Origin of the sequence: Janthinobacterium sp. 13, assembly GCF_002749695.1 — a bacterium.
Taxonomy (GTDB): domain Bacteria; phylum Pseudomonadota; class Gammaproteobacteria; order Burkholderiales; family Burkholderiaceae_D; genus Janthinobacterium; species Janthinobacterium kumbetense.
Genome location: NZ_PEEQ01000001.1, coordinates 5,243,538 through 5,268,774 on the forward strand (window position 1 = coordinate 5,243,538; position 25,237 = coordinate 5,268,774).

The 25,237-nt window shown below is 63.7% G+C and carries 26 protein-coding genes; 20 read left to right on the forward strand and 6 right to left on the reverse strand.

Annotation, left to right across the window (positions count from 1 at the left end; genetic code table 11):
- Position 1 precedes the first annotated feature (1 nt).
- From CLU94_RS23065 to glpK, 6 genes are all read left to right on the forward strand, one after another.
- Positions 2-1,102, forward strand: a complete 1,101-nt coding sequence (locus tag CLU94_RS23065) for an ABC transporter ATP-binding protein (protein WP_099667329.1) — start codon at positions 2-4, stop codon at positions 1,100-1,102.
- Positions 1,102-1,986 carry a carbohydrate ABC transporter permease gene (locus tag CLU94_RS23070; RefSeq protein ID WP_099667330.1) on the forward strand — a complete coding sequence of 295 codons (885 nt, stop codon included), beginning with the start codon at positions 1,102-1,104 and terminating at the stop codon, positions 1,984-1,986. Before CLU94_RS23065 ends, CLU94_RS23070 begins: the two co-directional genes overlap by 1 nt.
- Positions 1,983-2,789, forward strand: a complete 807-nt coding sequence (locus tag CLU94_RS23075) for a carbohydrate ABC transporter permease (protein WP_099667331.1) — start codon at positions 1,983-1,985, stop codon at positions 2,787-2,789. Before CLU94_RS23070 ends, CLU94_RS23075 begins: the two co-directional genes overlap by 4 nt.
- A gap of 1 nt (position 2,790) precedes the next feature.
- The gene (locus CLU94_RS23080) at positions 2,791-3,093 is read left to right on the forward strand and encodes a DUF2160 domain-containing protein (RefSeq protein WP_369811512.1); all 303 of its coding nucleotides are present in this window, start codon (positions 2,791-2,793) and stop codon (positions 3,091-3,093) included.
- Between the two features lie 63 nt (positions 3,094-3,156).
- Positions 3,157-4,884 (forward strand): ABC transporter substrate-binding protein, encoded by a 1,728-nt coding sequence (locus tag CLU94_RS23085; RefSeq protein ID WP_034779106.1) that lies wholly within the window; start codon positions 3,157-3,159, stop codon positions 4,882-4,884.
- 88 nt (positions 4,885-4,972) lie between these two features.
- Entirely contained in the window at positions 4,973-6,466 is a 1,494-nt protein-coding gene (gene glpK, locus CLU94_RS23090) for a glycerol kinase GlpK (RefSeq protein WP_099667332.1), read from the forward strand.
- 19 nt (positions 6,467-6,485) lie between these two features.
- On the opposite strand, the gene CLU94_RS23095 is transcribed toward glpK, so the two are convergent.
- Together CLU94_RS23095 and CLU94_RS23100 are read right to left on the reverse strand one after the other, a co-directional pair.
- The gene (locus CLU94_RS23095; RefSeq protein ID WP_257218952.1) at positions 6,486-7,031 is read right to left on the reverse strand and encodes a YdcF family protein; all 546 of its coding nucleotides are present in this window, start codon (positions 7,029-7,031) and stop codon (positions 6,486-6,488) included.
- Between the two features lie 69 nt (positions 7,032-7,100).
- Positions 7,101-7,745: a cysteine hydrolase family protein gene (locus CLU94_RS23100; protein WP_099667334.1), complete on the reverse strand. Its 645-nt coding sequence runs from the start codon at positions 7,743-7,745 to the stop codon at positions 7,101-7,103.
- Positions 7,746-7,887: 142 nt separating this feature from the next.
- Between CLU94_RS23100 and CLU94_RS23105 the strand changes: the two genes are divergently transcribed.
- Entirely contained in the window at positions 7,888-8,850 is a 963-nt protein-coding gene (locus CLU94_RS23105; RefSeq protein WP_099667335.1) for a helix-turn-helix domain-containing protein, read from the forward strand.
- Here the strand turns inward: CLU94_RS23105 and CLU94_RS23110 are convergent.
- From CLU94_RS23110 to CLU94_RS23125, 4 genes are all read right to left on the reverse strand, one after another.
- Positions 8,833-9,708, reverse strand: a complete 876-nt coding sequence (locus CLU94_RS23110; protein ID WP_099667336.1) for a tetratricopeptide repeat protein — start codon at positions 9,706-9,708, stop codon at positions 8,833-8,835. The genes CLU94_RS23105 and CLU94_RS23110 overlap by 18 nt on opposite strands.
- A 135-nt stretch (positions 9,709-9,843) precedes the next feature.
- The gene (locus tag CLU94_RS23115; RefSeq protein ID WP_099667337.1) at positions 9,844-10,410 is read right to left on the reverse strand and encodes a carboxymuconolactone decarboxylase family protein; all 567 of its coding nucleotides are present in this window, start codon (positions 10,408-10,410) and stop codon (positions 9,844-9,846) included.
- A 108-nt stretch (positions 10,411-10,518) separates the two neighbouring features.
- Positions 10,519-10,866 (reverse strand): hypothetical protein, encoded by a 348-nt coding sequence (locus tag CLU94_RS23120; protein WP_099667338.1) that lies wholly within the window; start codon positions 10,864-10,866, stop codon positions 10,519-10,521.
- A 147-nt stretch (positions 10,867-11,013) separates the two neighbouring features.
- A complete protein-coding gene (locus CLU94_RS23125; protein WP_070222192.1) occupies positions 11,014-11,514 on the reverse strand; it encodes an Lrp/AsnC ligand binding domain-containing protein in 501 nt (166 codons plus the stop codon).
- Positions 11,515-11,619: 105 nt separating this feature from the next.
- Between CLU94_RS23125 and CLU94_RS23130 the strand changes: the two genes are divergently transcribed.
- The 13 genes from CLU94_RS23130 to CLU94_RS28865 all read left to right on the forward strand — a co-directional run bounded on the left by CLU94_RS23130 (position 11,620) and on the right by CLU94_RS28865 (position 25,194).
- Positions 11,620-12,909: a D-amino acid dehydrogenase gene (locus tag CLU94_RS23130; RefSeq protein WP_099667339.1), complete on the forward strand. Its 1,290-nt coding sequence runs from the start codon at positions 11,620-11,622 to the stop codon at positions 12,907-12,909.
- A 13-nt stretch (positions 12,910-12,922) separates the two neighbouring features.
- A complete protein-coding gene (gene alr / locus CLU94_RS23135) occupies positions 12,923-14,041 on the forward strand; it encodes an alanine racemase (RefSeq protein ID WP_251348138.1) in 1,119 nt (372 codons plus the stop codon).
- Positions 14,042-14,129: 88 nt separating this feature from the next.
- The gene (locus CLU94_RS23140; RefSeq protein ID WP_099667341.1) at positions 14,130-14,687 is read left to right on the forward strand and encodes an NADPH-dependent FMN reductase; all 558 of its coding nucleotides are present in this window, start codon (positions 14,130-14,132) and stop codon (positions 14,685-14,687) included.
- Between the two features lie 176 nt (positions 14,688-14,863).
- Entirely contained in the window at positions 14,864-16,414 is a 1,551-nt protein-coding gene (locus CLU94_RS23145; protein WP_257218953.1) for a sensor domain-containing diguanylate cyclase, read from the forward strand.
- Positions 16,415-16,568: 154 nt separating this feature from the next.
- Positions 16,569-18,002 carry a cytochrome ubiquinol oxidase subunit I gene (locus CLU94_RS23150; RefSeq protein WP_099667343.1) on the forward strand — a complete coding sequence of 478 codons (1,434 nt, stop codon included), beginning with the start codon at positions 16,569-16,571 and terminating at the stop codon, positions 18,000-18,002.
- Complete coding sequence (gene cydB, locus CLU94_RS23155; protein WP_099667344.1) at positions 17,992-18,999, forward strand: cytochrome d ubiquinol oxidase subunit II; 1,008 nt, start codon at positions 17,992-17,994, stop codon at positions 18,997-18,999. The genes CLU94_RS23150 and cydB overlap by 11 nt, the downstream gene beginning before the upstream one ends.
- A 44-nt stretch (positions 19,000-19,043) precedes the next feature.
- Positions 19,044-19,136, forward strand: coding sequence for a DUF2474 family protein (locus CLU94_RS23160; protein ID WP_306558458.1), 93 nt, complete (start codon positions 19,044-19,046; stop codon positions 19,134-19,136).
- A complete protein-coding gene (locus CLU94_RS23165; RefSeq protein ID WP_099667346.1) occupies positions 19,136-19,669 on the forward strand; it encodes a hypothetical protein in 534 nt (177 codons plus the stop codon). Before CLU94_RS23160 ends, CLU94_RS23165 begins: the two co-directional genes overlap by 1 nt.
- Before the next feature lie 45 nt (positions 19,670-19,714).
- Complete coding sequence (locus CLU94_RS23170; RefSeq protein ID WP_099667347.1) at positions 19,715-20,140, forward strand: hypothetical protein; 426 nt, start codon at positions 19,715-19,717, stop codon at positions 20,138-20,140.
- 127 nt (positions 20,141-20,267) lie between these two features.
- Positions 20,268-20,609 (forward strand): hypothetical protein, encoded by a 342-nt coding sequence (locus tag CLU94_RS23175; RefSeq protein ID WP_099667348.1) that lies wholly within the window; start codon positions 20,268-20,270, stop codon positions 20,607-20,609.
- A 1-nt stretch (position 20,610) separates the two neighbouring features.
- Positions 20,611-21,969 (forward strand): TolC family protein, encoded by a 1,359-nt coding sequence (locus tag CLU94_RS23180; RefSeq protein WP_099667349.1) that lies wholly within the window; start codon positions 20,611-20,613, stop codon positions 21,967-21,969.
- A gap of 2 nt (positions 21,970-21,971) precedes the next feature.
- A complete protein-coding gene (locus CLU94_RS23185; protein ID WP_099667350.1) occupies positions 21,972-23,354 on the forward strand; it encodes a multicopper oxidase family protein in 1,383 nt (460 codons plus the stop codon).
- A 184-nt stretch (positions 23,355-23,538) separates the two neighbouring features.
- Complete coding sequence (locus tag CLU94_RS28865) at positions 23,539-25,194, forward strand: methyl-accepting chemotaxis protein (RefSeq protein ID WP_099667351.1); 1,656 nt, start codon at positions 23,539-23,541, stop codon at positions 25,192-25,194.
- Positions 25,195-25,237: the final 43 nt, after the last annotated feature.

The window sequence follows — 25,237 nt, forward strand, 5'->3', positions numbered from 1 at the left end:
CATGGCGCGCATCGAACTGGTGGACCTGGCCCACGCCTATAAACCGAACCCGACGGCGCCAAGCGACTATGCGCTGCGGCCCATGAGCATGGAATGGCATGACGGCGGCGCGTATGCCTTGCTGGGGCCGTCCGGCTGCGGCAAGACGACCTTGCTCAATATCATTTCCGGTCTGGTGAAACCGTCGCATGGCAAGGTGCTGTTCGACGGCAAGGATGTGACGCAGCTGCCGACCGAGGCGCGGAATATCGCGCAAGTGTTCCAGTTTCCCGTCATCTACGACACCATGACCGTGCACGACAACCTGGCGTTTCCGTTGCGCAATCGCGGCTGGAAAGAGATCGAAGTCAAAAAGCGCGTGCAGCAGGTGGCGCAGATGCTGGAATTGACGGGCGACCTGAAGCTGCGCGCCAGCGGCTTGTCCGTGGACGCCAAGCAAAAGATTTCGCTGGGGCGGGGCCTCGTGCGCCCGGACGTGGCGGCCGTGCTGTTCGACGAACCGCTGACGGTGATCGACCCGCACCTGAAATGGCTGCTGCGCCGGAAACTCAAGGAAATCCACCACGAACTGAAATTATCCTTGATCTACGTCACGCACGACCAGGTGGAAGCGCTGACCTTTGCCGACCAGGTGGTCGTCATGACGCAGGGCGAAGTGGTGCAGACGGGCAGCGCGCAAGCGCTGTTCGAGGAACCGGAACACACGTTTGTCGGCTATTTCATCGGCAATCCGGGCATGAACTTGCTCGATTGCACCTTGGACGATGGCGGCGTGCGCGTGGCGGGGCAGGCGCTGGCCGTGTCCGCCGCCGCGCGCGCGGCGCTCGCTGGCGCGCAAGGCAAGATCACGGTGGGCGTGCGGCCCGAGTTCGTCGAGTGCGTCAAGGCGTATCCGGGAGAAGAGGGGGGCGACCATTGCCTGGACGCCACTGTCACGGCCGTGCGCAACATGGGTACGCATTACCTGGCGGAATTCCAGCTGGGCGGCGCGACGGTGGCGGCCAAGCTGCGCGCCATCGATGCAGCAGCGGGTGATGCCGTGCGGCTGCGCTTCCCGCCGCAACGTACCTTGTTCTATGTCAACGATAAGCGGGTGGCCTGATGATACATAACGGTAAAACCGATAACAACCGCCGCGCCTGGCTTTTGATCTTGCCCGTGCTGCTGTGCGTGGCCTTTTCCGCCATCCTGCCGCTGATGACGGTGGTCAACTATTCCGTGCAGGATATTCTGAGTCCCACGCAAAAAGTGTTCGTGGGTACGGAGTGGTTCCGCATGGTCATGCTGGACGGCGACTTGCACAGCGCCTTGCTGCGCCAGCTGCTGTTTTCCGGCTCCGTGCTGGCGATCCAGATTCCGCTGGGCATCTTGATTGCCCTGTGCATGCCGGCCGATGGCTGGAAGGCGTCGCTGGCGCTGGTGCTGATCGCGCTGCCCTTGCTGATTCCCTGGAACGTGGTGGGCACCATCTGGCAAATCTTTGGCCGCGGCGACATCGGCCTGATGGGCTATAGCTTGAATCAATTGGGCTTTGACTACAATTACAACGGCAACTCGCTCGACGCGTGGCTGACGGTGATGGTGATGGATATCTGGCACTGGACGCCGCTCGTCGTGCTGCTGTGCTATGCGGGCTTGCGCGCCATTCCCGACGCGTATTACCAGGCGGCGCGCATCGACGGCGCTTCGCGCCTGGCCGTGTTCCGCTACATCCAGCTGCCGAAACTGCGCAATGTGCTGATGATCGCCGTCTTGCTGCGCTTCATGGACAGTTTCATGATCTACACGGAGCCGTTCGTGCTGACGGGCGGCGGTCCCGGCAATGCCACCACCTTTTTGTCGCAATACCTGACGCAAAAGGCCGTGGGCCAGTTCGACCTGGGGCCGGCCTCGGCGTTTTCATTGATTTACTTCCTGATCATCCTGCTGTTCTGCTTTGTGCTGTACACGTGGATGCAGCGCGTCGGCACGGGAGACCAGAAATGATGCACAAGAAAATGAGCAGCGCCATCCTGATCGTATTCCTGCTGGGCTCCTTGCTGCCCATCTACTGGATGCTCAATATGTCGCTCAAGACCAACGAGGAAATCGTCGGCGTGCTGAGCCTGTGGCCCCAGCAATTGACGTTCGCCAACTATCACACGATTTTTACGGACCGTTCCTGGTACAGCGGCTACATCAATTCCATGATCTACGTGGCCTTGAACATGGTGATGTCCGTCACGGTGGCCTTGCCGGCAGCGTATGCTTTCTCGCGCTACAACTTTGTCGGCGACAAGCATCTGTTCTTCTGGCTCTTGACCAACCGCATGACGCCGCCCGCCGTCTTCCTCGTGCCGTTCTTCCAGCTGTACTCGACGGTGGGCTTGATGGATACGCATCTGGCCGTGGCGCTGGCGCACATGGTCTTCAACGTGCCCTTGGCCGTGTGGATACTGGAAGGCTTCATGTCCGGCGTGCCGAAGGAAATCGACGAGACGGCGTACATCGACGGCTACAGCTTCCCCCGTTTCTTCATCCGCATCTTCTTGCCGATGATCAAGTCTGGCGTGGGCGTGACGGCGTTCTTCTGTTTTATGTTCAGCTGGGTGGAACTGTTATTGGCGCGCACCTTGACGTCCGTCAATGCCAAGCCCATTGCCGCCACCATGACGCGCACCGTGTCGGCGGCCGGCATGGACTGGGGCGTGCTGGCGGCGGCGGGCGTGCTGACCATCGTGCCCGGCGCGCTGGTGATCTGGTTCGTGCGGCATTACATAGCCAAGGGTTTCGCGATGGGGAGGGTGTGACATGGAAAATACCGATAGCACCGCCAGCCTGTTCGGCTGGATGGCCTGGACGCCTGAAGTGGCCATCTTCTTCATTTGCATCGGCCTGATGCTGGCGGGCATGACGGTGTGGCAAATCCGTTCGCCCAGCATCGAACGAAAAGGTTTCCTGCCGATGCCGACGACGCGCGGCGACCGTTTGTTCATCGGGCTGTTGACGGCTGCGTATGTCAATCTGGCGTGGGCGGGGTTCACGGAAATGCAGCAGGCCATCGGGGCCGGCATCAGTTTTGTAGTGTTGTTGGTGGTAATGCGTTGGGGATAAGTCGTAGATGAGAATACCGGCCCGCCACCGCAGGCCGGATGACAACTAAAAAGGAGATTCACGATGAAATTGAAGTTCACGGTCTTCGCGGCTGCGGCCATGCTCGTGTCGAATGCGGCCCTGGCCGACGCCAAGCAGGCGCAAACCTGGATCGACAAGGAATTCCAGCCATCCAGCCTGAGCAAGCAGCAGCAGCTTGCTGAAATGAAATGGTTCATCGATGCGGCGGCCAAGCTGAAAGCCAAGGGCATCAAGGAAATTTCCGTGGTCTCGGAAACCATCGACACCCACGTCTACGAATCGAAGACCCTGGCCAAGGCTTTCGAGGAAATCACGGGCATCAAGGTGCGCCACGACATCATCCAGGAAGGCGACGTGGTGGAAAAGCTGCAAACGTCCATGCAGTCCGGCAAGAGCATCTATGACGGCTGGATTTCCGATTCCGACCTGATCGGCACCCACTACCGCTATGGCGCCGTGGAACCCCTGTCCGACTACATGGCCGCCAAGGGCAAGGAATTCACGAATCCGGGCCTGGACTTGAAGGATTTTATCGGCATCAGCTTTACGACGGCGCCGGACGGCAAGGTGTATCAATTGCCCGACCAGCAATTCGCCAACCTGTACTGGTTCCGCGCCGACTGGTTCGCGCGCAAGGATTTGCAAGCCAAGTTCAAGGCCAAGTATGGCTACGAACTGGGCGTGCCGCAAAACTGGTCCGCGTATGAAGACATCGCCGATTTCTTCACGAATGACGTGAAGGAACTGGATGGCAAGAAAGTCTATGGTCACATGGATTACGGCAAGAAAGATCCGTCGCTGGGCTGGCGCTTCACGGATGCGTGGCTGTCTATGGCTGGCGCGGCCGACAAGGGCATTCCGAACGGCATGCCGGTCGACGAGTGGGGCATCAAGGTGGCGGCCGACAAGTGCACGCCCGTGGGCGCTTCGATGTCGCGCGGCGGCGCCACCAATTCGCCGGCGGCCGTGTTTGCGCTGACGAAATATATCGACTGGATGAAGAAATACGCGCCGCCGCAGGCGAACGGCATGAATTTCTCGGAATCGGGCCCCGTGCCGGCGCAGGGCGAAATCGCCCAGCAAATCTTCTGGTACACGGCATTTACGGCCGGCATGACGAAACCGGGCTTGCCAGTGGTCAACAAGGATGGCACGCCGAAATGGCGCATGGCGCCGTCGCCGCACGGCCCGTACTGGAAAGAGGGCATGCAGAACGGTTACCAGGACGTCGGTTCCTGGTTCCTGTTCAAGTCCACGCCGGACGACCGCAAGGCCGCCGCCTGGCTGTACGCGCAATTCGTCACGTCGAAAACCGTGTCGCTGAAGAAATCCATCGTCGGCCTGACGTTTATTCGCGATTCCGACATCCGCCACGATTATTTTACGAAGCACGCGAACGAGTACGGCGGTTTGATCGAGTTCTACCGCAGCCCCGCCCGCGTGGCGTGGACGCCGACCGGCAACAACGTGCCCGACTATCCGAAGCTGGCGCAGTTGTGGTGGAAGAACGTGGCCACGGCGATTACGGCGGAAAAAACGCCGCAAGCCGCCATGGATAACCTGGCCGAGGAAATGGACCAGGTCATGGCGCGATTGCAGCGGGCCGGGATGAAGGCGTGCGCACCCAAGCTCAATCCGAAGGTCGATCCGAACCAGTATCTGTCGGATCAGCACGCCCCATGGAAAAAGCTGGCGAATGAAAAGCCGAAGGGTGAAACGATTGCCTACGATAAATTATTGCAGGCTTGGAAAGAAGGCAAGGTAAGGTAGTCGTGTAAGCTTCTGCCGGGGCTGTCCCGAGGGCACGGAGCGAATCAGCTCCGTGCCTGTTTTTACCCGATTTTCGCACCACCAGACAATGACCAAATACATACTTGCTTTAGATCAGGGCACCACCAGTTCGCGCGCCATTTTGTTCGACCATGCGGGTCGGCCGCACGCCAGCGCGCAGCGCGAGTTTCGCCAGATTTTTCCCCAGCCGGGCTGGGTCGAGCATGACGCGAACGACATCTGGGCCTCGCAAGAGGCCGTACTGCAGCAGGTGTTGCGCGACAGCGGCGTGGCCGCATCCGACGTGGCCGCCATCGGTGTGACCAACCAGCGCGAAACGACGGTGCTGTGGGACCGCGCCACGGGCGCGCCCGTCGCCAACGCCATCGTCTGGCAAGACCGCAGAAACGCCGCTTACTGCGAGCAACTGGTCGAACAGGGCAAGGCGGACGTGATCCAGCGCAAGACGGGACTCGTGCTGGACGCCTATTTTTCCGCCACCAAGTTGAAATGGCTGCTCGACAACGTTCCCGGCGCCCGCGCGCGCGCCGAACGGGGCGAGCTGGCCTTCGGCACCGTCGACAGCTGGCTGATCTACAAGATGAGCGGCGCCCACTTGACGGACACGAGCAACGCGGCGCGCACCATGCTGTTCAATATCCATACCTTGCAGTGGGACACGGACTTGCTGGCGCTGCTCGACATTCCCGCCTCCCTGCTGCCCGACGTCGTGCCATCGAGCGGCGTGGCGGCGCACACGCATGCCAGCTTGCTGGGCGTGTCCGTGCCGATTGCCGGCATCGCGGGCGACCAGCAGGCGGCGACTTTCGGCCAGGCGTGCCTGAAACCGGGCATGGCGAAGAATACCTACGGCACCGGTTGCTTCATGCTGATGAACGTGGGCAAGCGCCCCTTGCCATCGAAAAACCGGCTGTTGACGACGGTGGGCTGGAGCCTGGGCGCGGGCAGCGACCAGACCGATTATTTACTGGAAGGCAGCGCCTTTATCGCGGGCGCGGCCGTGCAATGGATGCGTGACGGCATCGGCATCATCCGCGACTCGTCCGAAGTGGAAGCCTTGGCCACCAGCGTGCCCGATTCGGGCGGTCTCGTCTTCGTGCCCGCGTTCGCGGGCCTGGGCGCGCCATACTGGGACCCGTATGCGCGCGGCACCCTGATCGGTATCACGCGCGGCACGGGCAAGGCGCACATCGCGCGCGCGGCATTGGAGGGTGTGGCGTACCAGAACGTGGATGTGCTGTCCGCCATGCAGGACGACGCGGGCATCGCGCTATCCGAGCTGCGCGTGGACGGCGGCGCGGCCCGCAACGACATGCTGATGCAGTTCCAGGCCGACATATTAAATGTGCCCGTGGTGCGTCCCGTGGTGACGGAAACGACGGCCCTGGGCGCCGCCTACCTGGCGGGACTGGCCGTGGGTTTCTGGGACTCGCAGGAAGAAATCGCCGCCCAGTGGCAGGTGGGGCGCCGCTTCGAACCGGCCATGGCGGCCGACGAGCGCCTGACGCGCTTGCATAAATGGCAGCGCGCCGTGGAACGGTCGCGCGACTGGAGCGAGTGAGCCAGGGAATCAGCCGGGATCAGGGCCGCGCGTAATACACGGCATAGCCCACCGTTTCGCGCGGCACTGAATACAGGTCGCGCAGTTCAAAATAAGGGGCGTGCACCTGGCCGCTGACGACGATGCCGCTGCGCTCCAACGCCAGCTTGAAGCGGGGCACGTGGAAATATTGTGTGGCGACCATGGCCGTCGTCCAGCCGTGCTCGTGCATCAGGGCCGCCGCATTGCGGGCCGTGGCCTCCGTGGTCCAGCCTTGATTATCCTCAAGGATGGCGCTGGACGGCACGCCGCGCGACTGCAGGTAGCGGGCCATCGATGCGGCCTCGTCAAAACCTTCCTTGCCCGTGGCCCCGCTGACGAGGATGCGCGGCGCCCGGTGTGCCTGGAATTGCTGGAGCGCCACGTCGAGCCTGGCCTGCAGGCGGGGGCTGGGCGTGCCGTCGGGCAAGATCGTATTGCCGGGCACGACGATCACGTCGGCGGACGCCAGCTTGTCGTTGAGTCCGGCCAGTACCAGGGCGGCGGTGGCCAGCAGGAACACGCCAACAGCGCTTGAACCAAGCACAGTTATTTTTCGCATAGAGCATCATCAAGTAAGGAATGGACGCATGATACCCGTCCATTCCCGCCGGCGTCAGTTCGCCTGCGCCTTGCGCGCGCGCTGGTTCGACAGATAAATATTGTCCTTTTCCAGCGGCTTGCCCTCGCGCACGGCAGCGAGCCAGTCCTGCGTGCTGACGACGGCGGCGAAATTCGAGTGGAACACGGCGCTGAAGACGCGGTGGATTTCCTCGGCGCTGGCCGTGCCGCCCGCATTGCTATAGGGCAAGGTGCCCGTGGCGTCCTGCAGGAACTCGACTTGCAAGCCGTCGTGCGCGGCGTGGAAGATCGTGGCGGCGTCGCAATTGTGCGTCATGTAGCCGACCACCGTCAGGGTGTCGATGCCGTGGCTGCCCAGCCAGGCCTGCAAGTCCGTGCCCGCGAAGGCGCTGCCCATGACCTTGTTGATGCGGTGGTCGGCGGCAAAGGCGGCTACTTGCGGATGCAGCTGCCAGCCGTCGCTGCCCTTGGCAAAGATGGGGGAGGCTTCCGGCGCATCGTGCTGGACGACGATCACGGGCACGCCGGCGGCGCGCGCGGCAGCCATGGCGGTGACGATGTTGGGCAGGGAAATATCGACGGACGGATATTCGATGGGCATGTCGCCCGTAAAGTATTCATTTTGCACGTCGATGACGAGCAGGGCGCGACGTGGGGCGGTGGAAGCGTGGGTGGACATGGTTTCTCCTGGAACGGTTGAAAGAGGATGGACTTCCTCGATAGCGCCATTTTCAAGCCGCGCGCCGCAAATAAAAAGTGGCCCGAAGGCCTATGTACGATAAAATCGGGCCATGCCTACTGTTCCTGCACCTTCCTCCCCCTTGAGCGTGGCCGTGATCGCCTTCGACGGCATGACGCCCTTCCACTTGTCCGTGCCTTGCCTCGTGTTTGGCGCCCAGACGGACGAGGCCGACCTGCCGCCTTTCCACGTGCGCGTGTGCGCCGCCGATCCCGCGCCCTTGCGCACGGCGGCCGGCTTCGGCATCACGCCCGAGTTCGGCCTGGAAGGGCTGGATGGGGCCGATATCGTCATCATGCCGGCCTGGCACGACGATTGCCGCGATGCGCCGCCGCCCCTGGTCGCGGCGTTGCAGGCGGCCAGCCGGCGCGGCGCGCGCATGGTGGGGCTGTGCCTGGGCGCGTTTCCCCTGGCGCAGGCGGGCTTGTTGGATGGCAAGAGTGCTGCCACGCACTGGGGCATGGCGGAGCGGCTGGCGACCCGCTATCCCAGGGTCAGGGTGGACCGGGAAGTGCTGTACGTGGACGATGGCGGCGTGCTGACGTCGGCCGGCGTGGCGGCCGGCCTCGATTGCTGCCTGTATCTGCTGCGCCAGCTGGCGGGCGCCGAGGTGGCCAACCGGGTGGCGCGCCGGCTGCTGGTGGCGCCGCACCGCCAGGGCGGGCAGGCGCAATTCATCGAGCGCCCACTGCCCGTGTCCGGCAGCGAAGGGCGCTTCGCCGAGGTGCTGGCTTGCGTGACGGCCAATCTGGGCATACCCCACAGCATCGATGCGCTGGCCGAACGGGCCGCCATGAGCCGGCGCAACTTTACGCGCCATTTCCGCCAGGCGACGGGCACGTCGTTCAAGCAGTGGCTGCTGAACCAGCGTCTTGCGCATGCGCAAGGCTTGCTGGAAAAGAGCGGGGCCTCGATCGACGTCGTGGCGCAGGAGGCCGGCTTCGGCACGGCCCTGTCCCTGCGCCAGCATTTCCGCGCCAGCTTGCAAACCTCGCCATCGGCATACCGCAAGCTGTTCCGCCAGCAGCTAGGCCAGCTCGCTTGACCAGAGCAGCGCCGGGTCCCGGCTGCCCTGGGGCAGCAGTGCGCTGACGGCGATTTGCCGGGCGATGAAGGCGGCCGGCTCGAAGGCATGGCGTTCCTGGAAGGAGACGGTTTCCGCGCTCATCAGTTCCGCATAGGTTTGCATCAGGGTCGCGGCGCAAACATGCTTGCCCTGCGCCAGGTAGGTATCGATGGCGGCCAGCAGCACGGGGTAGTCGGCATTGTCCTTGCTGCCGCCAAAGTTGAACGACAGCTGCCCGCAGGCGCGCCAGATGGGGTCGATTTCCCCTTCCGGCACAGGCTGCGTGCGCAGCCATTGCAAGGCTTTCAAGGGAGGGCCGCCGAACGAGGGGGGCGAGATGATGGCCTGGATCGCCACCTTGACGGCCTCATCGATTCTTCCCGCGCGCACATACTGGCCGTGCAGCAGCACCAGGGCGTCCGTGTATTCGGGCACGATGGCCAGCGCCGCTTCCAGCAGCGCGATGGCCGCGCCCGGGTTGCGCTGGGCGATCAATTCCTTGGCCGCAAGGAAGGTGGCACGCGGCGAAGCGGGGTCGTCGGCCAAGGTGGGCAGCGCCACGTAGACGTCTTCGTCTTCAGCGTCGCCGGCTGCCGCATGGGCGCGCAGGAAAGCGGCCAGGCTGGAAAAATTCGGCTGCAAGCGCGATTCGTCATGCCACGTTTCGACGACGATCGGTTCGGATGCTTCGCGGCCGATGGGCCAGTACAGGCCGAACGTGTCGCCATTGCCCAGCGCGCCTTCGGAAAACGGGGTGAAGCCGAGCGGTGGATACGCTGTCGTGTGTTGCCAGTCTTGTTCCGCCGAAATGTGGGTGAGGCTTGCGGGTAGTTGCATGGAGGCACCGGAGAATAAAACGCCAGTGTAAAACAAGAGGGCGCGGCGGGCGCGCACCGTCGAACTGCGCGGCGGCACGCCAGGCCAGGCGGACCGCCGCGCCGAAGCGGCATGAGCAGTGCAGGGCCAGGCCCTTCAGTCGCGTTCCGGCACCGGCACGTTGAAGCCGTTCAAGGTGGTCGATACCAGTGCGTACAGGCCCACGAGGTAGATCAGCTCGTTGATGCCATGCTGGCCGAAGGTGGCCAGCGCCAGCCGGTACAGCGGTTCAGGCAGCGTGCCGCCACGGCTGAGCGCGTAGGCCAGGTCGTAGGCCACGCTTTCCTGCTTGTCCAGGTCGAGCGGCTTGACGTCCGCTACCAGCGTGGCGAGGCGCTCGGCAGGCATGCCTTCGCGCTCCGCGACGGCGATGTGGGCGTAGATTTCATAGGCGGCGTTGTAGCGCGCGCCGACCACCAGGATGGCAATCTGGCGCACCTTGTCGGGCAGCGTGGCGTTGGCCGTCATGGCCAGGGTCAGGTTCCAGATCGCCTTGCCGATGGCCGGTTCGTGCAGCCATGGATTCCACGGCCCCATCAGGGCGCCATCTTCGCGCACGGCGATGAAATCGTTGAAATTGCTGGTGATGCCTTTGCGCATATCGTCGTACAGCGGCTTTTGTTCGGTCGTCAGGTCTTTCGGAGCGATCAGGGGCAGGCGCATGGAAACTCCTTGCAGGGTAGGTGGGTGGTGGGCGGCGGGAGCCAGCAGCCAGTATAGCCATCTGGCTGGCGGCTGCCTTACGCTGTCGCACACGTGCGCGGCCTGCGCCTACCTGCGCGGCTCGTGGATGCGGAATTTCTTGACGATGCCCGCCTGGTCGAACATGACGGCCACTTCGCGCGTGCCTTTTTCGCCCAGCAGGGGGATCAGCCGCGTCACGCTGGGCGTTTTCAGCTGGTTCTTGTAGACCCAGACTTCATAGCCGGGATCGAAGCTGACGACGGTGGCGTTGCCCAGGGCCGCGTCGAGGTCGAGGCGGGTGGTCTTGCCGACCTTGATGTTTTGATAGATGGCGCCATTGTCCGGCGCACGGTTGACCTTGTATTCACTGGCGGTGCACATGGCCACGGCCAGGCCCGCGAGGCAGGAAGCTGCCAGTTTTATCAATGTGTTCATATGGACTCCCAGTGTGCATCACTGCTTCCAATCTCAGAGGGGACGGGCGTGATGTCAGGAGGGAGTGTGCTTGTGTCGCCGCGAATGTGCTACAAGATTATACAAAGGTGCAAAATTTGATGCTGTCGGTACCGGCAGGCGGTACCTTTAGCGATTTTGCAGCACGTCGGTCGACAGCGCCAGGGTTTCCTTGATTTCTTCCATCACCACATAGCTCTTCGATTGTGCGGCGCCCGGCAACTGCAGCAGCATGTCGCCCAGCAACTTGCGGTACTCGGCCATTTCATGGATGCGCGCCTTGATCAGGTAATCGAAGTCGCCCGACACCAGGTGGCATTCCTGTACTTCGGGAATCTGCAGCACTTCGCGGCGGAATTGCTCGAAGGCGGACGCGGATTTTTGATTCAGCGTAATCTCTACAAAGACGAGCAGCTTGGCGCCCAGCGCGGCCGGGTTCACCTTGGCGTGGTAGCCCGTGATGACGCCGTCGCGCTCCATGCGCTTGACCCGTTCGATGCAGGGCGTGATGGACAATCCCACCTGTTCGCCCAGGTCTTTCATCGAGATGCGGCCATCCTGTTGCAGGATGCGCAGGATGTGGCGATCCAGCTTGTCGAGGCCACGTGCCGATTCTTTAAGGATTCTCATGATTTATTGCTGAATATCTCGATTTATACGTGAACAAATACTGGCTCTTTCCCAATATGATAGCGGTTAATCTGGCGTCAGCCTAAAAAATATAATGAGGAAACTATGCGTATTGTGATTCTGGGTAGCGGCGTCATCGGCGTCACCAGTGCTTACTATCTGGCCAAGGCAGGACATGAGGTGACCGTCATCGACCGCCAGCCGGGCCCGGCACTGGAAACCAGCTTCGCGAATGCGGGGCAAATCTCGCCCGGCTACGCTTCGCCATGGGCTGCGCCCGGCATTCCCCTGAAGGCCGTGAAGTGGATGATGCAGCGCCACGCGCCCCTGGCCATCTCGCTCGACGGCAGCGCCGCCCAGCTGAAATGGATGTGGCAGATGTTGCGTAATTGCACACCGGAAGCGTATGCCGTGAACAAGGAGCGCATGGTGCGCCTGGCCGAATACAGCCGCGACTGCTTCAAGGTGCTGCGCGCCGAGGCCGGCATCACGTATGAAGGCCGCCAGCAAGGCACGATGCAATTGTTCCGCACCGAAAAACAATACAACGATGCCGCCAAGGATATCGAAGTATTGAAAGACGCGGGCGTGCCGTATGAAGTGCTGCAGCGCAACGAACTGTCGCGCGCCGAGCCGGCCCTGGAAGCGGTCAAGGATAAACTGTTCGGCGGCTTGCGCCTGCCCAACGATGAAACGGGCGATTGCCAGCTGTTTACCACGCGCCTGTCCGAGATGGCCGAGGCGCTGGGCGTGAAGTTCCGTTATGGCGTGTCCATCGATGCATTGCTGACACAGGGCGACGAAATTGCTGGCGTGCAATGCGGCGCGGAAATCGTCAAGGCCGATTCCTATGTCGTGGCGCTCGGCTCCTACTCGACGGGCTTCATGAAGCCGCTGCTGGACATTCCCGTGTATCCATTGAAGGGCTATTCGATCACCGTGCCTATCGTTAACGCGGCCAAGGCGCCCGTGTCGACCATCCTCGATGAAACCTACAAGATCGCTGTCACGCGTTTCGACGACCGCATCCGCGTGGGCGGCATGGCGGAAATCGCCGGCTATAACCTGAACCTGAACCCGCGCCGCCGCGAAACCCTGGAAATGGTCGTCAACGACCTGTTCCCCGGCGGCGGCAACACGGCCGAGGCTACCTTCTGGACGGGCTTGCGCCCGATGACTCCGGACGGCACGCCGATCGTCGGCCGCACGCCGTTGCGCAATCTGTTCCTGAACACGGGCCACGGCACCCTGGGCTGGACCATGTCCTGCGGTTCCGCGCAATTGCTGGCCGACCTGATGTCGTCGAAAAAGCCGGCCATCCTGGCCGACGACCTGTCCGTCAGCCGCTACAGCGGCGCGCAGGGCAATGGCAAACTGCAGCACGCGGTGGCTTGAGATGGGGGCCAGCATGCCTCCCAAGGAACGTAGCGGCGCCATCCTGACGGTGGACCTCGATGCCGTGCGCGCCAACTACCGCTTGCTGCGCGACAAGGCGCACCCGGCCGCCTGTTCGGCCGTCGTGAAATCCGACGCGTATGGCCTGGGCGCCGCGCAAGTGGGCGCGGCCCTGTATGAAGAAGGGTGCCGCCATTTCTTCGTGGCGCACCTGGAAGAGGGCATCAGCCTGCGCCCCCACGTGGCGCCGGACGCGTCCATCTTCGTGCTGCACGGCCCGCCCGTCGGCACGGAAGGCGAATTCACGGCCCATGGCTTGACGCCCGTGCTCAACAGCGAGCCGCAGGTGGCGGGCTGGCGCGCGCATGCAAAAGCGCTGGGCAGCACCCTGGACGCCATCGTGCAGGTCGATACGGGCATGTCGCGCATGGGCTTGTCGCCGCAGGAAATCGACGCCTGGCTGCTGGACCCGCACTTTCTTGACGGCATCAAGGTGCGTTACCTGATGAGCCACCTGGCCTGCGCCGACGAGCGGAGCAACCCCATGAATGGCGAGCAGCTGGCCCGTTTCATCGCCATCCGCGCCCGTTTGCCGCAGTACCGCGCCAGCCTGGCCAATTCATCGGGCATCTTTTTGTCGCCCGATTATCACTTCGACCTGGTGCGCCCGGGCGCGGCCCTGTACGGCATCGGGCCGCAGGGCGGCGAACCGAACCCCCTGCGCTCGGTCGTGCGCCTGCAAGGCAAGGTCTTGCAGACGCGCACGATTGCCGCCGGCGACCACGTGGGCTACAGCCGCCGCTACACGGCCAGCGAGCCGCGCCAGGTGGCGACGGTGTCCGTCGGCTACGCCGATGGCTGGCTGCGCAGCATGAGCAACCAGGGCCTGGCCATCGTCGACGGCGTGAAGGTGCCGCAGATCGGCGCCATCTCGATGGATTCCATCACCCTCGACGTGAGCGCCATCGCCGGCGACCGCGTCGCGCCGGGCAGCCTGGTCGACCTGATCTGCGCCGAACACCCGGTCGACGCCGTGGCGGCCATGGCCAATACCATCGGCTACGAGGTGCTGACCAACCTGGGCGGGCGCTATTACCGCGAGTACCAGGGCTTGGCTGGCGGCGCACGCTAAGCAGCGCAAACCCCATGATTGTGTGGCAAGATAGTCCTGCAGTGAAGTTCACTCCAGGGCTATTTTTTCACCATCATCGGGGATATATATGAGTCAATATAACGTTGCTATCATCGTCGGCAGCTTGCGCAAGGATTCCTTCAACCGCAAGCTGGCCGACGCCATCATCAAGCTGGCGCCGCCCGAGTTTTCCTTCAAGCACATCGAGATCGGCGATTTGCCGCTGTACGACCAGGATGACGATGGCGCGCAGTCCGAGCAAGTGCTGCGCCTGAAATCCGAAATTTCCGCATCGCAAGCCTTGCTGTTTCTCACCCCCGAATACAACCGCTCGATTCCCGGCGTGCTGAAAAACGCCCTCGACCAGGGCTCGCGTCCGTACGGCCAGAGCGTGTGGGGCGGCAAGCCGGGCGCCGTGCTCGGCGTTTCCGTCGGCGCCACGGGTACGGCCCTGGCGCAGCAGCATTTGCGCAATGTGCTCGCCTACCTGGACGTGCCGCTGCTGGGACAGCCTGAAATGTTTATCCAGGCCAAGGAAGGCTTGTTCGACGAGCATGGCGGCATCGGTCCGGCCAGCCTGGGTTTCTTCCAGGGCTGGATGCAGCGCTACGTGGACTGGGTCCGCAAACACGCCATCCACGCTTGATGCATGTCAAGGCGGCAACGCTCGGCGTTGCCGCTTGTACACATTCTTTGACCATTGATGCCAAGATTTCAATATTGGCACGGGTGTCTCGGTATAATGCGCCCTTTCTTTAGCGCAATACTTTCCCGACCATCCCATTTCTTGTCGACCCCATGTGGACTAAACCTGTTCTGCGCATGAATTTGCGCCGCTTGATCGTGCTCGTGGCCTTTGCCAGCGCCCTGGTGTCCCTGGCCAATACCTTCTACGCCAGCTACAGCGTGCAGCGCCAGCTGCTGATCGATACCACCCTGGAAGCGAACCACGCGTATGCGAGCAAGCTGGCCAGCACGGCCGAGGATTTCCTGCAATCGGCGCGCCAGCAACTGGCCTACAGCGCGAGCGGCCTGCCTTCGCGCATGGGCGACGAGCAATGGCTGACGGACGAGGCGCAACGCCTGCGCCTGCAAACGAACAGTTTCAATTCCGTGCTCATCGTCGATGCCCAGGGCAAGGTGCTGGGCGTGTCGCCGGAAACCCTGGCCCTGAAAAACCGCACGCTCGATTCGGTCGGCGCCATCCAGGCGCTGCGCGAGCGGCGCCCGCTGGTGACGCAGCCGTACGTATCGTCGGCCGGCAACCTGGTCGTGTTCATTTCGCATCCCATCCTGGGCAAGGATGGCCGCTACCTGGGCTACGTGGGCGGCAGCATTTACCTGAAACAGAAAAACATCCTGTACACCATGCTGGGCCAGCATTACTACCGCGACGGCTCCTACCTGTACGTGGTCGACCAGAACCGGCGCCTGCTGTACCACCCGGACCCCGACCGCCTGGGCGACGTGGCCGGCAGCAATGACGTCATCGACGCCATCATCGCGCAGCAGGGCGGCGGCAACCGGCGCATGAACAACAGCCTGGGCGTGGACATGCTGGCCGGCTACGCCATCATGCCGTCGACGGGCTGGGGCATCGTGGCGCAGCGCCCGACGGCCATGACCCTGGCCCCGCTGAACCAGCTGATGGCCAACACGGTATGGCATTCCCTGCCCATCGCCTTGCTGAGCCTGCCATTCATCTGGTGGTTGGCCAGCCTGATTTCGCGCCCCCTGGTGCAGCTGGCCGAAGGCGCGCGGCGCATGGATGCGCCCGGTACGGCCGAGCACATCGCCGCCATCCGCTCGTGGTACGTGGAAGCGGCGCAAATCAAGAAAGCCTTGCTGAAAGGCTTGGCATTGTTGCAGAACAAGATCGGCAAGTTGAAGACCGATGTGCAGACGGACCCGCTGACGGGCCTGTCGAACCGGCGCGGCATGGCGGCGGCGCTGGAAGGGTGGCAGGCGCAGGCGCGGCCGTTTTCCGTCATCGCCATCGACATCGACCATTTCAAGCAAGTCAACGACCGCTGGGGCCATGCCGTGGGCGACGAAGTCATCCTGCGACTGGCGCAGCTGATGCGCGCCTGTTCGCGCGATGCCGACGTGCTGTGCCGCAATGGCGGCGATGAATTCATCATGCTGCTGCCCGATGCCGACCTCGACGTGGCCATGCAGGTGGCCGAGCGCTTGCGCGCCAAGGTGGCCGCCGCCGTGATTCCCGGCGCGGGCCTGGTCACGATATCGCTGGGCGTCGTGTCGTCGGAACAGGAGGCGGGCAGCACGGACGCCGTGCTGCGCGCCGCCGATGCAGCCCTGTACGTGGCCAAGGAAAACGGCCGCAATTGCGTGGGCATCACGGAGCCCGCCTGACGCGGTTTTCCGTTGGACCGGTTCGATCTTGTCATTCGGCAAACGTCAAACTGATCCTATGTTTTCTCCCGTTTCTGAGTCTGTTATGTTTTGCCCGGAAAGCCTAGAGTGGAGGCCTGGGTAAAACAGACGTCACACGTCGGGAAGGCAACACATGTTAGGGCTTACGGCACTGGAACTGGCGCGCGTCCAGTTCGGCTTCACCATCTCGTTCCACATCATTTTTCCTGCAATCACGATCGGCCTGGCCAGTTACCTGACGGTGCTGGAAGCGGCGTGGCTGCGCACGCAGGACGGCGTGTACCGCGACCTGTACCATTTCTGGTCGAAGATTTTCGCCGTCAATTTCGGCATGGGCGTCGTTTCCGGCCTCGTCATGGCGTACCAGTTCGGCACCAACTGGAGTTTCTTTTCCGATTACGCGGGCAGCATCACGGGGCCGCTGCTGGCCTATGAAGTGCTGACGGCCTTCTTCCTGGAAGCGGGCTTCCTCGGCGTGATGCTGTTCGGCTGGCACCGCGTGGGTCCCGGCCTGCACATGTTCGCCACGGCCATGGTGGCGCTGGGTACCCTGATCTCGGCCACGTGGATCATCGCCTCGAACAGCTGGATGCAGACGCCGCAAGGCCATGAAATCATCGACGGGCGCGTCGTGCCCGTGGACTGGCTGGCCGTCATCTTCAATCCCTCGTTCCCGTACCGGCTGCTGCACATGAGCGTGGCCGCCTTCCTCGCCACGGCCTTGCTGGTGGTGGCGTCGGCCGCCTGGCATTTGCTGCGAGGCAACGACAACGCGGCCATCCGCAAGATGATGACCATGGGCTTGTCCATGCTGCTGGTCGTCGCGCCCATCCAGGCCGTCATCGGCGACGTGCACGGCTTGAATACCCTCGAGCACCAGCCGGCCAAGCTGGCCGCCATGGAAGGCCACTGGGAAAACACGGGCAACGAAGGCACGCCGCTGATCCTGTTCGGCTGGCCCGACATGGCGCGCGAAGAAACCTTGTACAAGGTGGAAATCCCCCGCTTGGGCGGCCTGATCCTCGCGCACGACTGGAATGGCACGATTCCCGCCCTGAAGGAATTTGCGCCGCGCGACCGGCCCCCTTCCGCCGTCGTATTCTGGTCGTTCCGCCTGATGGCGGGGCTGGGCATGCTGATGATCGCGCTGGGCATCTGGAGCGCATGGTTGCGCTGGCGCAATACCTTGTGGCGTTCGCGCCTGTTCCTGCGCTGCGCCCTGTGGATGGGACCGAGCGGACTGGTGGCCATGCTGGCCGGCTGGTACACGACGGAAATCGGCCGCCAGCCGTGGACCGTGTACGGCTTGCTGCGCACGGAAGACGCCGTCTCGGCCCACGGCGCCACGCAGCTGGGCATCACCTTGCTGTTGTTCATCGTCATCTATTTTGCCGTGTTCGGCACGGGCATCGGCTACCTGCTGCGCCTGATCCGGGTGGGGCCGCAGCCGCACGAGGGGGAGAGCGTCGAGCATGGCGGCCCCGGCCAGGAACGTACGCCTGCACGGCCGATGTCGGCCGCGCATCTGGAAGAGCAAGCGCAAGGAGGACATTCGCATGGGCATTGATCTGCCGCTACTGTGGGCCATTATTATCCTGTTCAGCATCATGATGTACGTGGTGATGGATGGCTTCGACCTGGGCATCGGCATCCTGTATCCGTTTTTCCAGGACAAGAGCGAGCGCGACGTGATGATGAATACGGTGGCGCCCGTCTGGGATGGCAATGAAACCTGGCTGGTGCTGGGCGGCGCCGGCATGCTGGCGGCCTTTCCGCTCGCGTATTCCGTCGTGCTCAGCGCCTGCTATCTGCCGCTCAGCTTCATGCTGATGGGCCTGATCTTCCGCGGCGTGGCCTTCGAATTCCGCTTCAAGGCGCGCGAGCACGAGCGCCACGTGTGGGACAAGGCCTTCATCGCCGGCTCGGTGGCGGCCGCCTTCTTCCAGGGCGTGACCCTGGGCGCCTACATCCAGGGCATGCCGGTGGTCAACCGCAGCTATGCGGGCGGCGCGCTGGACTGGCTCACGCCGTTTTCCCTGTTCACGGGCGCCGGGCTGGTGGCGGCGTATGCCTTGCTGGGCAGCACCTGGCTGATCATGAAGACGCAGGGCGGCCTGCAGGCGCGCGCCGTGCGCCTCACGCGCGTGCTCGTCTGGCTGCTGCTGGGCGTGATCGCCGTCATCAGCGTCTGGACGCCGCTGGTCGACCCGGCCATCGCCGCGCGCTGGTTTGCGCTGCCGCAATTGTTCTGCTTCCTGCCCGTGCCGCTGCTGGTGCTGGGCGCGGGCTGGCTGCTGCTGCGCTCCCTGCGGCAGGGGCGGCAGGCGGCGCCGTTCCTGTGCACGCTGGCGCTCGTCTTCCTCGGTTATACGGGCCTGGGCATCAGCGTGTGGCCGCACATCATCCCGCCATCGGTCTCGATCTGGGAAGCGTCGTCGCCGCCGCAAAGCCAGGGCTTTACGCTGGTGGGCGCGCTGTTCATCATTCCCGTGATCCTGATGTATACGGTGTGGTCATATTATGTGTTTCGTGGCAAAGTCCTGCCGGAAGATGGGTATCACTGATGCAAGGACAAGGACAACAGACATGGTGGAAACGACTGGCCTGGATGGCCGGCCTCTGGCTGGCCAGCGTGGCGACCCTGGGCTTGGCGGCCTGGGCGATGCGCCTGCTGATGCGGGCGGCGGGGATGGGCAGCTGATGGCGGACGGCCAGGCATCCGGCATCCGCTGCGAGGTCGGCGGCCGGCGCCATCCGCTGGCCTTCCTTGGCTGCCGCGGACTCAATTACGGCCAGCACAGCGCGCTGCCGCTGCATCCGTTCCGCCTGAGCGTGCCGGAAACGGCGCTGGCGGGCTTGCTCGACGAGCCGTTCAACAGTTTTCTCCAGACTTGCCGCGAAGACGACTTGCAGTACGAGGAAAGCGACTTGCCCGAGCTGATGCATGCCGGCTATCCCGACATCACGGCCATGCTGGTGGGCCACCGGCCGCTGCTGGCCGGAATGCTGCTCGACTTCATGATCGGCGATGTGATGGATGCGATCGGGCGCGCCAGCGGCTACCGCCCCTTGCACGCGCGCTACTGGGGCGATGTCGAGGCGGCGGACGGTCGCGCGTATTTCACCGTGAATCAAGTGCAGACCGTGTCGTTTGCCGATGGCCAGGTCATCTTCGAAGGGCAGGGCTACTACGGCGTGTACGTAATCTGGCTGACGCATGGGCAGCGAGCGTGAATAGGGACTTGACCTTCCTCATGTGGGAAGGTTTATAGTGGCGCCATGAACCGTGCCTTTTCCCGCTTTCTCGCCCGCTCGCTGCTCTGGCTGCTGGCCGTCACGCTGCCCATGCAGGGCTTTGCGTCGGCCATGCGCAGCTGCTGCGTGGACGAGCTGGCGGCGGTGGTCACGGTCGCCGTCGAGGCGCTGCCAGCGCCCCAGTGCCACAGTATGGCCGACATGGCCGACATGCGGATGGCGGACCAGCCGATGAAAATGGCCATGGACGATGGCGGCGCCATGCACCATGGCCACGATTGCAGCAACCATGGCGCCTGCACCGTGGGCGCCGCGGCGCCGCCCGGCATGCCGCCCCTGCATGCCTTGACCCTGCGCGCGCCGCCCCCGGCGCTGGCGCCCGATTCCCTGTTCGCCGGGCATATCCCGTCCGGTCCCGAACGTCCCCCGAGAAGCACGCGCTCCGCCTGACCGCCCGTTGAACCTGGCGGTGCCGCCGTCGCACGTCCCTGCAGCTTGTATCGTGCACCTTGCTCCGGCCGCGCCAGCGTTCCAGTCGCGCGCCCGCCGCGCCATACCCTGTTCTTCAAGGAATACCATGAAATACCTGTTCAGCTTTGCGCTGGCTGTGCTGCCGCTGGCCGCCGCAGCGCAGTCACAGCCCGCCCCGCAAGAGGCGCAAGCCTCCGTGCCGGCCACCACTTACCGCTCCGCCTTCGCCGGCTACCGTCCCGCCGCCGAGGATGACGCCACGCCCGACCAGGCCTGGCGCGCCGTCAACGACAAGGTCGGCAAGGCCGGCGGCCACATGGGCATGATGAAGATGGGCGGCCACAAGATGGAAGGCCATGCCATGAAGGGCCACACGATGCCGATGGATAAGCCCAGCCCCAAGCCCGATGCCCAGCCGGCCCCGCAACATCAGCACGAAGGACACTGACATGCCACGTTTCACCAAATCAACTTGCCTCACGCCGCTGGCGCTGGCGGCCGTCCTGCTGCTCAGCGGCTGCGCCAGCTTCAGCGCCGATGGCGGCATGCAGGCCGTGTCCGCGCTGGCCGACGCCCGCACGGGTGCGCCCGAGGCGCTGGCCGACAAGGGCGGCCAGGAAAAACTGGCTGCCTTGCTGGCCCAGCCCCTGGACGCGGACGGCGCCGTGCGCATCGCCCTGATGAACAACCACGGCATGAAGGTGGCGCTGGCCGAACTGGGCGCGTCCGAGGCGGACCTGGTGCAGGCGGGGCGCTTGCGCAATCCCGGCCTGTCGTTCGGCCGCTCGCATGGCAGTCACGGCAATGAAATCGACCGGGGCGTCAGCTTCGACCTGGCCGGCTTGCTGACCATGCCGATGCGCGTGAACATCGAACGGGGCCGTTTCGAACAGGCCAAGCTGCAAGCGGCCGGCAGCGCCGTGCAACTGGCGTCGGATACGCGCCGCGCCTACTTCAACGCGGTGGCCGCCGTGCAGACGGAACAGTTCATGCAGCGGGCGCTGCTGTCGGCCGAGGCGGGCGCCGAACTGGCCACGCGCTTGCAGCAGGCGGGCAACTGGAGCCGCCTCGACCAGGCACGCCAGCAAGTGTTTTACGCGGACGCCGTCGGCGACCTGGCCCGCGCGCGCCACCAGGCCACGGCCACGCGCGAGCACCTGACGCGCTTGCTGGGTCTGTGGGGCAAGCAGGCCAGCTTTAGCTTGCCGTCGCGCTTGCCCGATTTGCCGGCCAAGCCAGCCGAGGCGGGCAATATCGAGGCGCAAGCCATGGAGCAGCGCCTCGACGTGCAAAGAGCGAAACTCGACGCGCATGCGACGGCCAGCGCGCTGGGCCTGTCCAAGGTGACGGGTTTCATCAACGTGCTCGACGTGGGCTATACCAACAAGAGCACGAGCGAGGCGCCCCGTGAAAACGGCTACGAAGTGTCGCTGGAACTGCCCCTGTTCGACTGGGGCTCGGCGCGCAATGCGAAGGCGCAAGCCTTGTATGAGCAGTCGCTGCAGCGCACGGCGGGCACGGCAGTACGGGCCCGCTCGGAAGTGCGCGAGGCGTATTCCAGCTACCGCACGGCCTATGACCTGGCGCGCCACTACCGCGATGAAGTCGTGCCGCTGCGCAAGACGATTTCGCATGAAGTATTGCTGCGCTACAACGGCATGCTGGCCAGCGTCTTCGAACTGCTGGCCGATGCGCGCGAGCAAGTTGCCAGCGTCAACGGCGCCATCGACACCCAGCGCGATTTCTGGATTGCGCAAACTGAACTGCAAGGCGCCATCAATGGCAGCGGCCCTGCCAACAAGGAATAATGATGATTACACGTAGAAACTTTTTCATGAATGCGGGCGCGGTCGCCCTGAGTGCGGCAGCGGTGAGCCGCGTGGGCGCGGCATCGCTGCCGGAAGCCGTCAGCATGGCTGGCGCGGAGACGAAGGCGCCGCCACCGCCGCCGAACGGACGGCCGTACAACCCCGTCGTCACCCTGAATGGCTGGTCCTTGCCCTGGCGCATGAACAACAACGTCAAGGAATTCCACCTCGTGGCCGAACCCGTCGTGCGCGAACTGGCGCCCGGCATGATGGCCAATCTATGGGGCTACAACGGCCAGTCGCCCGGTCCCACCATCGAAGTGGTGGAGGGCGACCGCGTGCGCATTTTCGTCACCAACAAGTTGCCCGAACACACGAGCGTGCACTGGCATGGCCAGCGCTTGCCCAACGGCATGGACGGCGTCACGGGCCTGACCCAGCCGGGCATTCCTCCCGGCAAGACCTTCGTCTATGAATTCGTCGCCAAGCGGCCCGGCACCTTCATGTACCACCCGCACGCGGATGAAATGACGCAGATGGCCATGGGCATGATGGGTTTCTGGGTCACGCACCCGAAAGACCCGAATTTCATGAAGGTGGACCGCGATTTCGTCTTCTTGCTGAGCAATTACGACATCGATCCGGGCAGCTACACGCCGAAGATCATGACCATGACGGATTTCAATCTGTTCACGTTCAATAGCCGCGTCTTTCCCGGCATCGACCCGATGGTCGTGCGCCAGGGCGACAAGGTGCGCGTGCGCGTGGGCAATCTGACCATGACGAACCACCCGATCCACATGCATGGCCATGAATTCGAGGTGACGGGCACGGATGGCGGCTGGACGCGCCCCGAATCGCGCTGGCCCGAAGTGACGACGGACGTGGCCGTGGGCCAGATGCGCGCCGTCGAGTTTACTGCCACGGACCTCGGCGACTGGGCTTTCCACTGCCACAAGTCGCACCACACGATGAATGCCATGGGGCACGACGTGCCCACCATGATCGGCGTCGACCACCAGGGCGTGGCGGCGAAGATCAATCAATTGGTGCCCGGCTACATGGTGATGGGCGAACGGGGCATGGCCGACATGGGCGAGATGCAGATGCCGATCCCCGACAATACCTTGCCGATGATGGCGGGCGACGGCCCCTTCGGCGCCATCGGCATGGGCGGCATGTTTACGACGGTCAAGGTGCGCAAGGATCAAAAAACCGGCGACTACCGCGATCCGGGCTGGTACAAGCACCCGGCCGGCAGCGTGGCCTATGAATGGACGGGCGCCTTGCCGGAACCCGTGCGCGGCCAGGGTACGGGCAAGCTGCCGGCCAAGGGGAGCGTCGAGATGACGGTGCGCAAGCCGGCCAGCCATAGCGGACATTAATTGTCGGCATTTCCGAGATGACAGCGAACGGCTTGCCTAGCATGGCAAGCCGTTTTGCATGTTGCTATAAATCAAGGAATTGTTGTTTGGTGACAATCCGAGCATTTTTTTCCGTGTTTTTTCTTTATATTCAAGCCAGTACGCTCCAGTTGCATCGAGTATCGGCCAGTCTATGGGAGAAATCATGTTGAACCGGATGAAGGTGGGAACGCGCTTGCTGGCGGCATTCTTTTGCGTCGCGCTGATGGGGGCCATCGTGGCCGGCATCGGCATCTTCAACATGGGCAAGATCGATACCATGGCGGGGCAGATGTACAACCATGAACTGTTGGGCTTGTCGTACATCAAGGAAGCCAACATCGCCTTGATCAAGGTGGGCCGCGCGCGCAGCAATTTCTTGCTGGCCACGACCGCCGAGGAGCGCGCCACGCGCCAGGCCGACATCGCCAAATTCCTCGAGTTGAATAAAAGCTATTTGGCCAAGGCGGAACCGCTGTTCGTCACGCCGGCCGCCAAGGAACTGTTTGCCCGCTTCGCCGCCGTCGAAGCGGAATATATCGCCACCATGCAGCAGGCGCTGACCCTGGCGGCAGCCGAACCGCTGGCCCAGCGCAGCGCGCAACTGACCGAACTGCTCAACAAGACGCGCCAGCATGCCGATGAACTCGACGGCGTGCTGGACAAGCTGTCGCAGCAGAAGGAAGAGCGCGCCAAGGCCGCTTCCGAGCAGGCGTCCGGCGTGTACCAGGCCAGCCGCAGCTTCATGATTGCGCTGGTGCTGGGCAGCGTGGCGGCGGGCCTGGCGCTGGGGGCGCTGATCACGCGCGGACTGACGCGCCAGCTCGGTGGCGAACCGGCGTATGCCGTCAAGATCGCCGGCGCCATCGCCGAGGGCGACCTCACCGTCGATATCCGCACGGCCAACCACGACAGCGCCAGCCTGCTGTTTGCCATGAAAACCATGCGCGACAAGCTGGTGGGCATCGTCAGCCAGGTGCGTTCGGGTACGGACACCATCAACACGGCCTCGGGCGAAATTGCCCAGGGTAACCTCGACTTGTCGTCCCGCACGGAAGAGCAGGCCAGTTCGCTGGAAGAAACGGCGTCGTCGATGGAAGAGCTGACGTCGGCCGTGCGGCAGAATGCGGACAATGCGCGCCAGGCCAATGCGCTGGCCGGCGCCGCGTCCGACGTGGCGGGCAAGGGCGGCGCCGTGGTGGGGCAGGTGGTGCAGACGATGGAATCGATCAACGCGTCGTCGCGCAAGATCGTCGACATCATCAGCGTCATCGACAGCATCGCCTTCCAGACGAACATCCTGGCCTTGAACGCGGCCGTGGAAGCGGCCAGGGCGGGCGAGGAGGGGCGGGGATTTGCCGTCGTCGCGTCCGAAGTGCGCAACCTGGCGCAACGCTCGGCCAGTGCCGCCAAGGAAATCAAGATTCTGATCGGCGACTCCGTCGAGCAGGTGGAAATCGGCTCCAGACTCGTGCATGACGCGGGCAAGACGATGGATGAAGTGGTCACCAGCGTGCGCCAGGTGGCCGACATCATGCAGGAAATCACGGCCGCCAGCGCCGAGCAAAGCGCCGGCATCGAGCAAGTCAACCAGGCCGTGCTGCAGATGGATCAGGTGACGCAGCAAAACGCGGCCCTGGTGGAAGAGGCGGCGGCCGCCGCCGAATCGCTGCAGGACCAGGCGCAAACCCTGACGGAACTGGTGGGCGTGTTCCGCCTGCATGCCCAGGCGCAACAGATGGCCGTGCCGGCGTCCAGCAATGTCACGCCGCTGCGCCGGCCGGTGCCGGCCGCCAGGCAGGGCGTGCGGCGCCTGGCCTGAAATGGGGCGGGTCCGGGCGCAATCGGCGCGGCAGTGGTAGGCT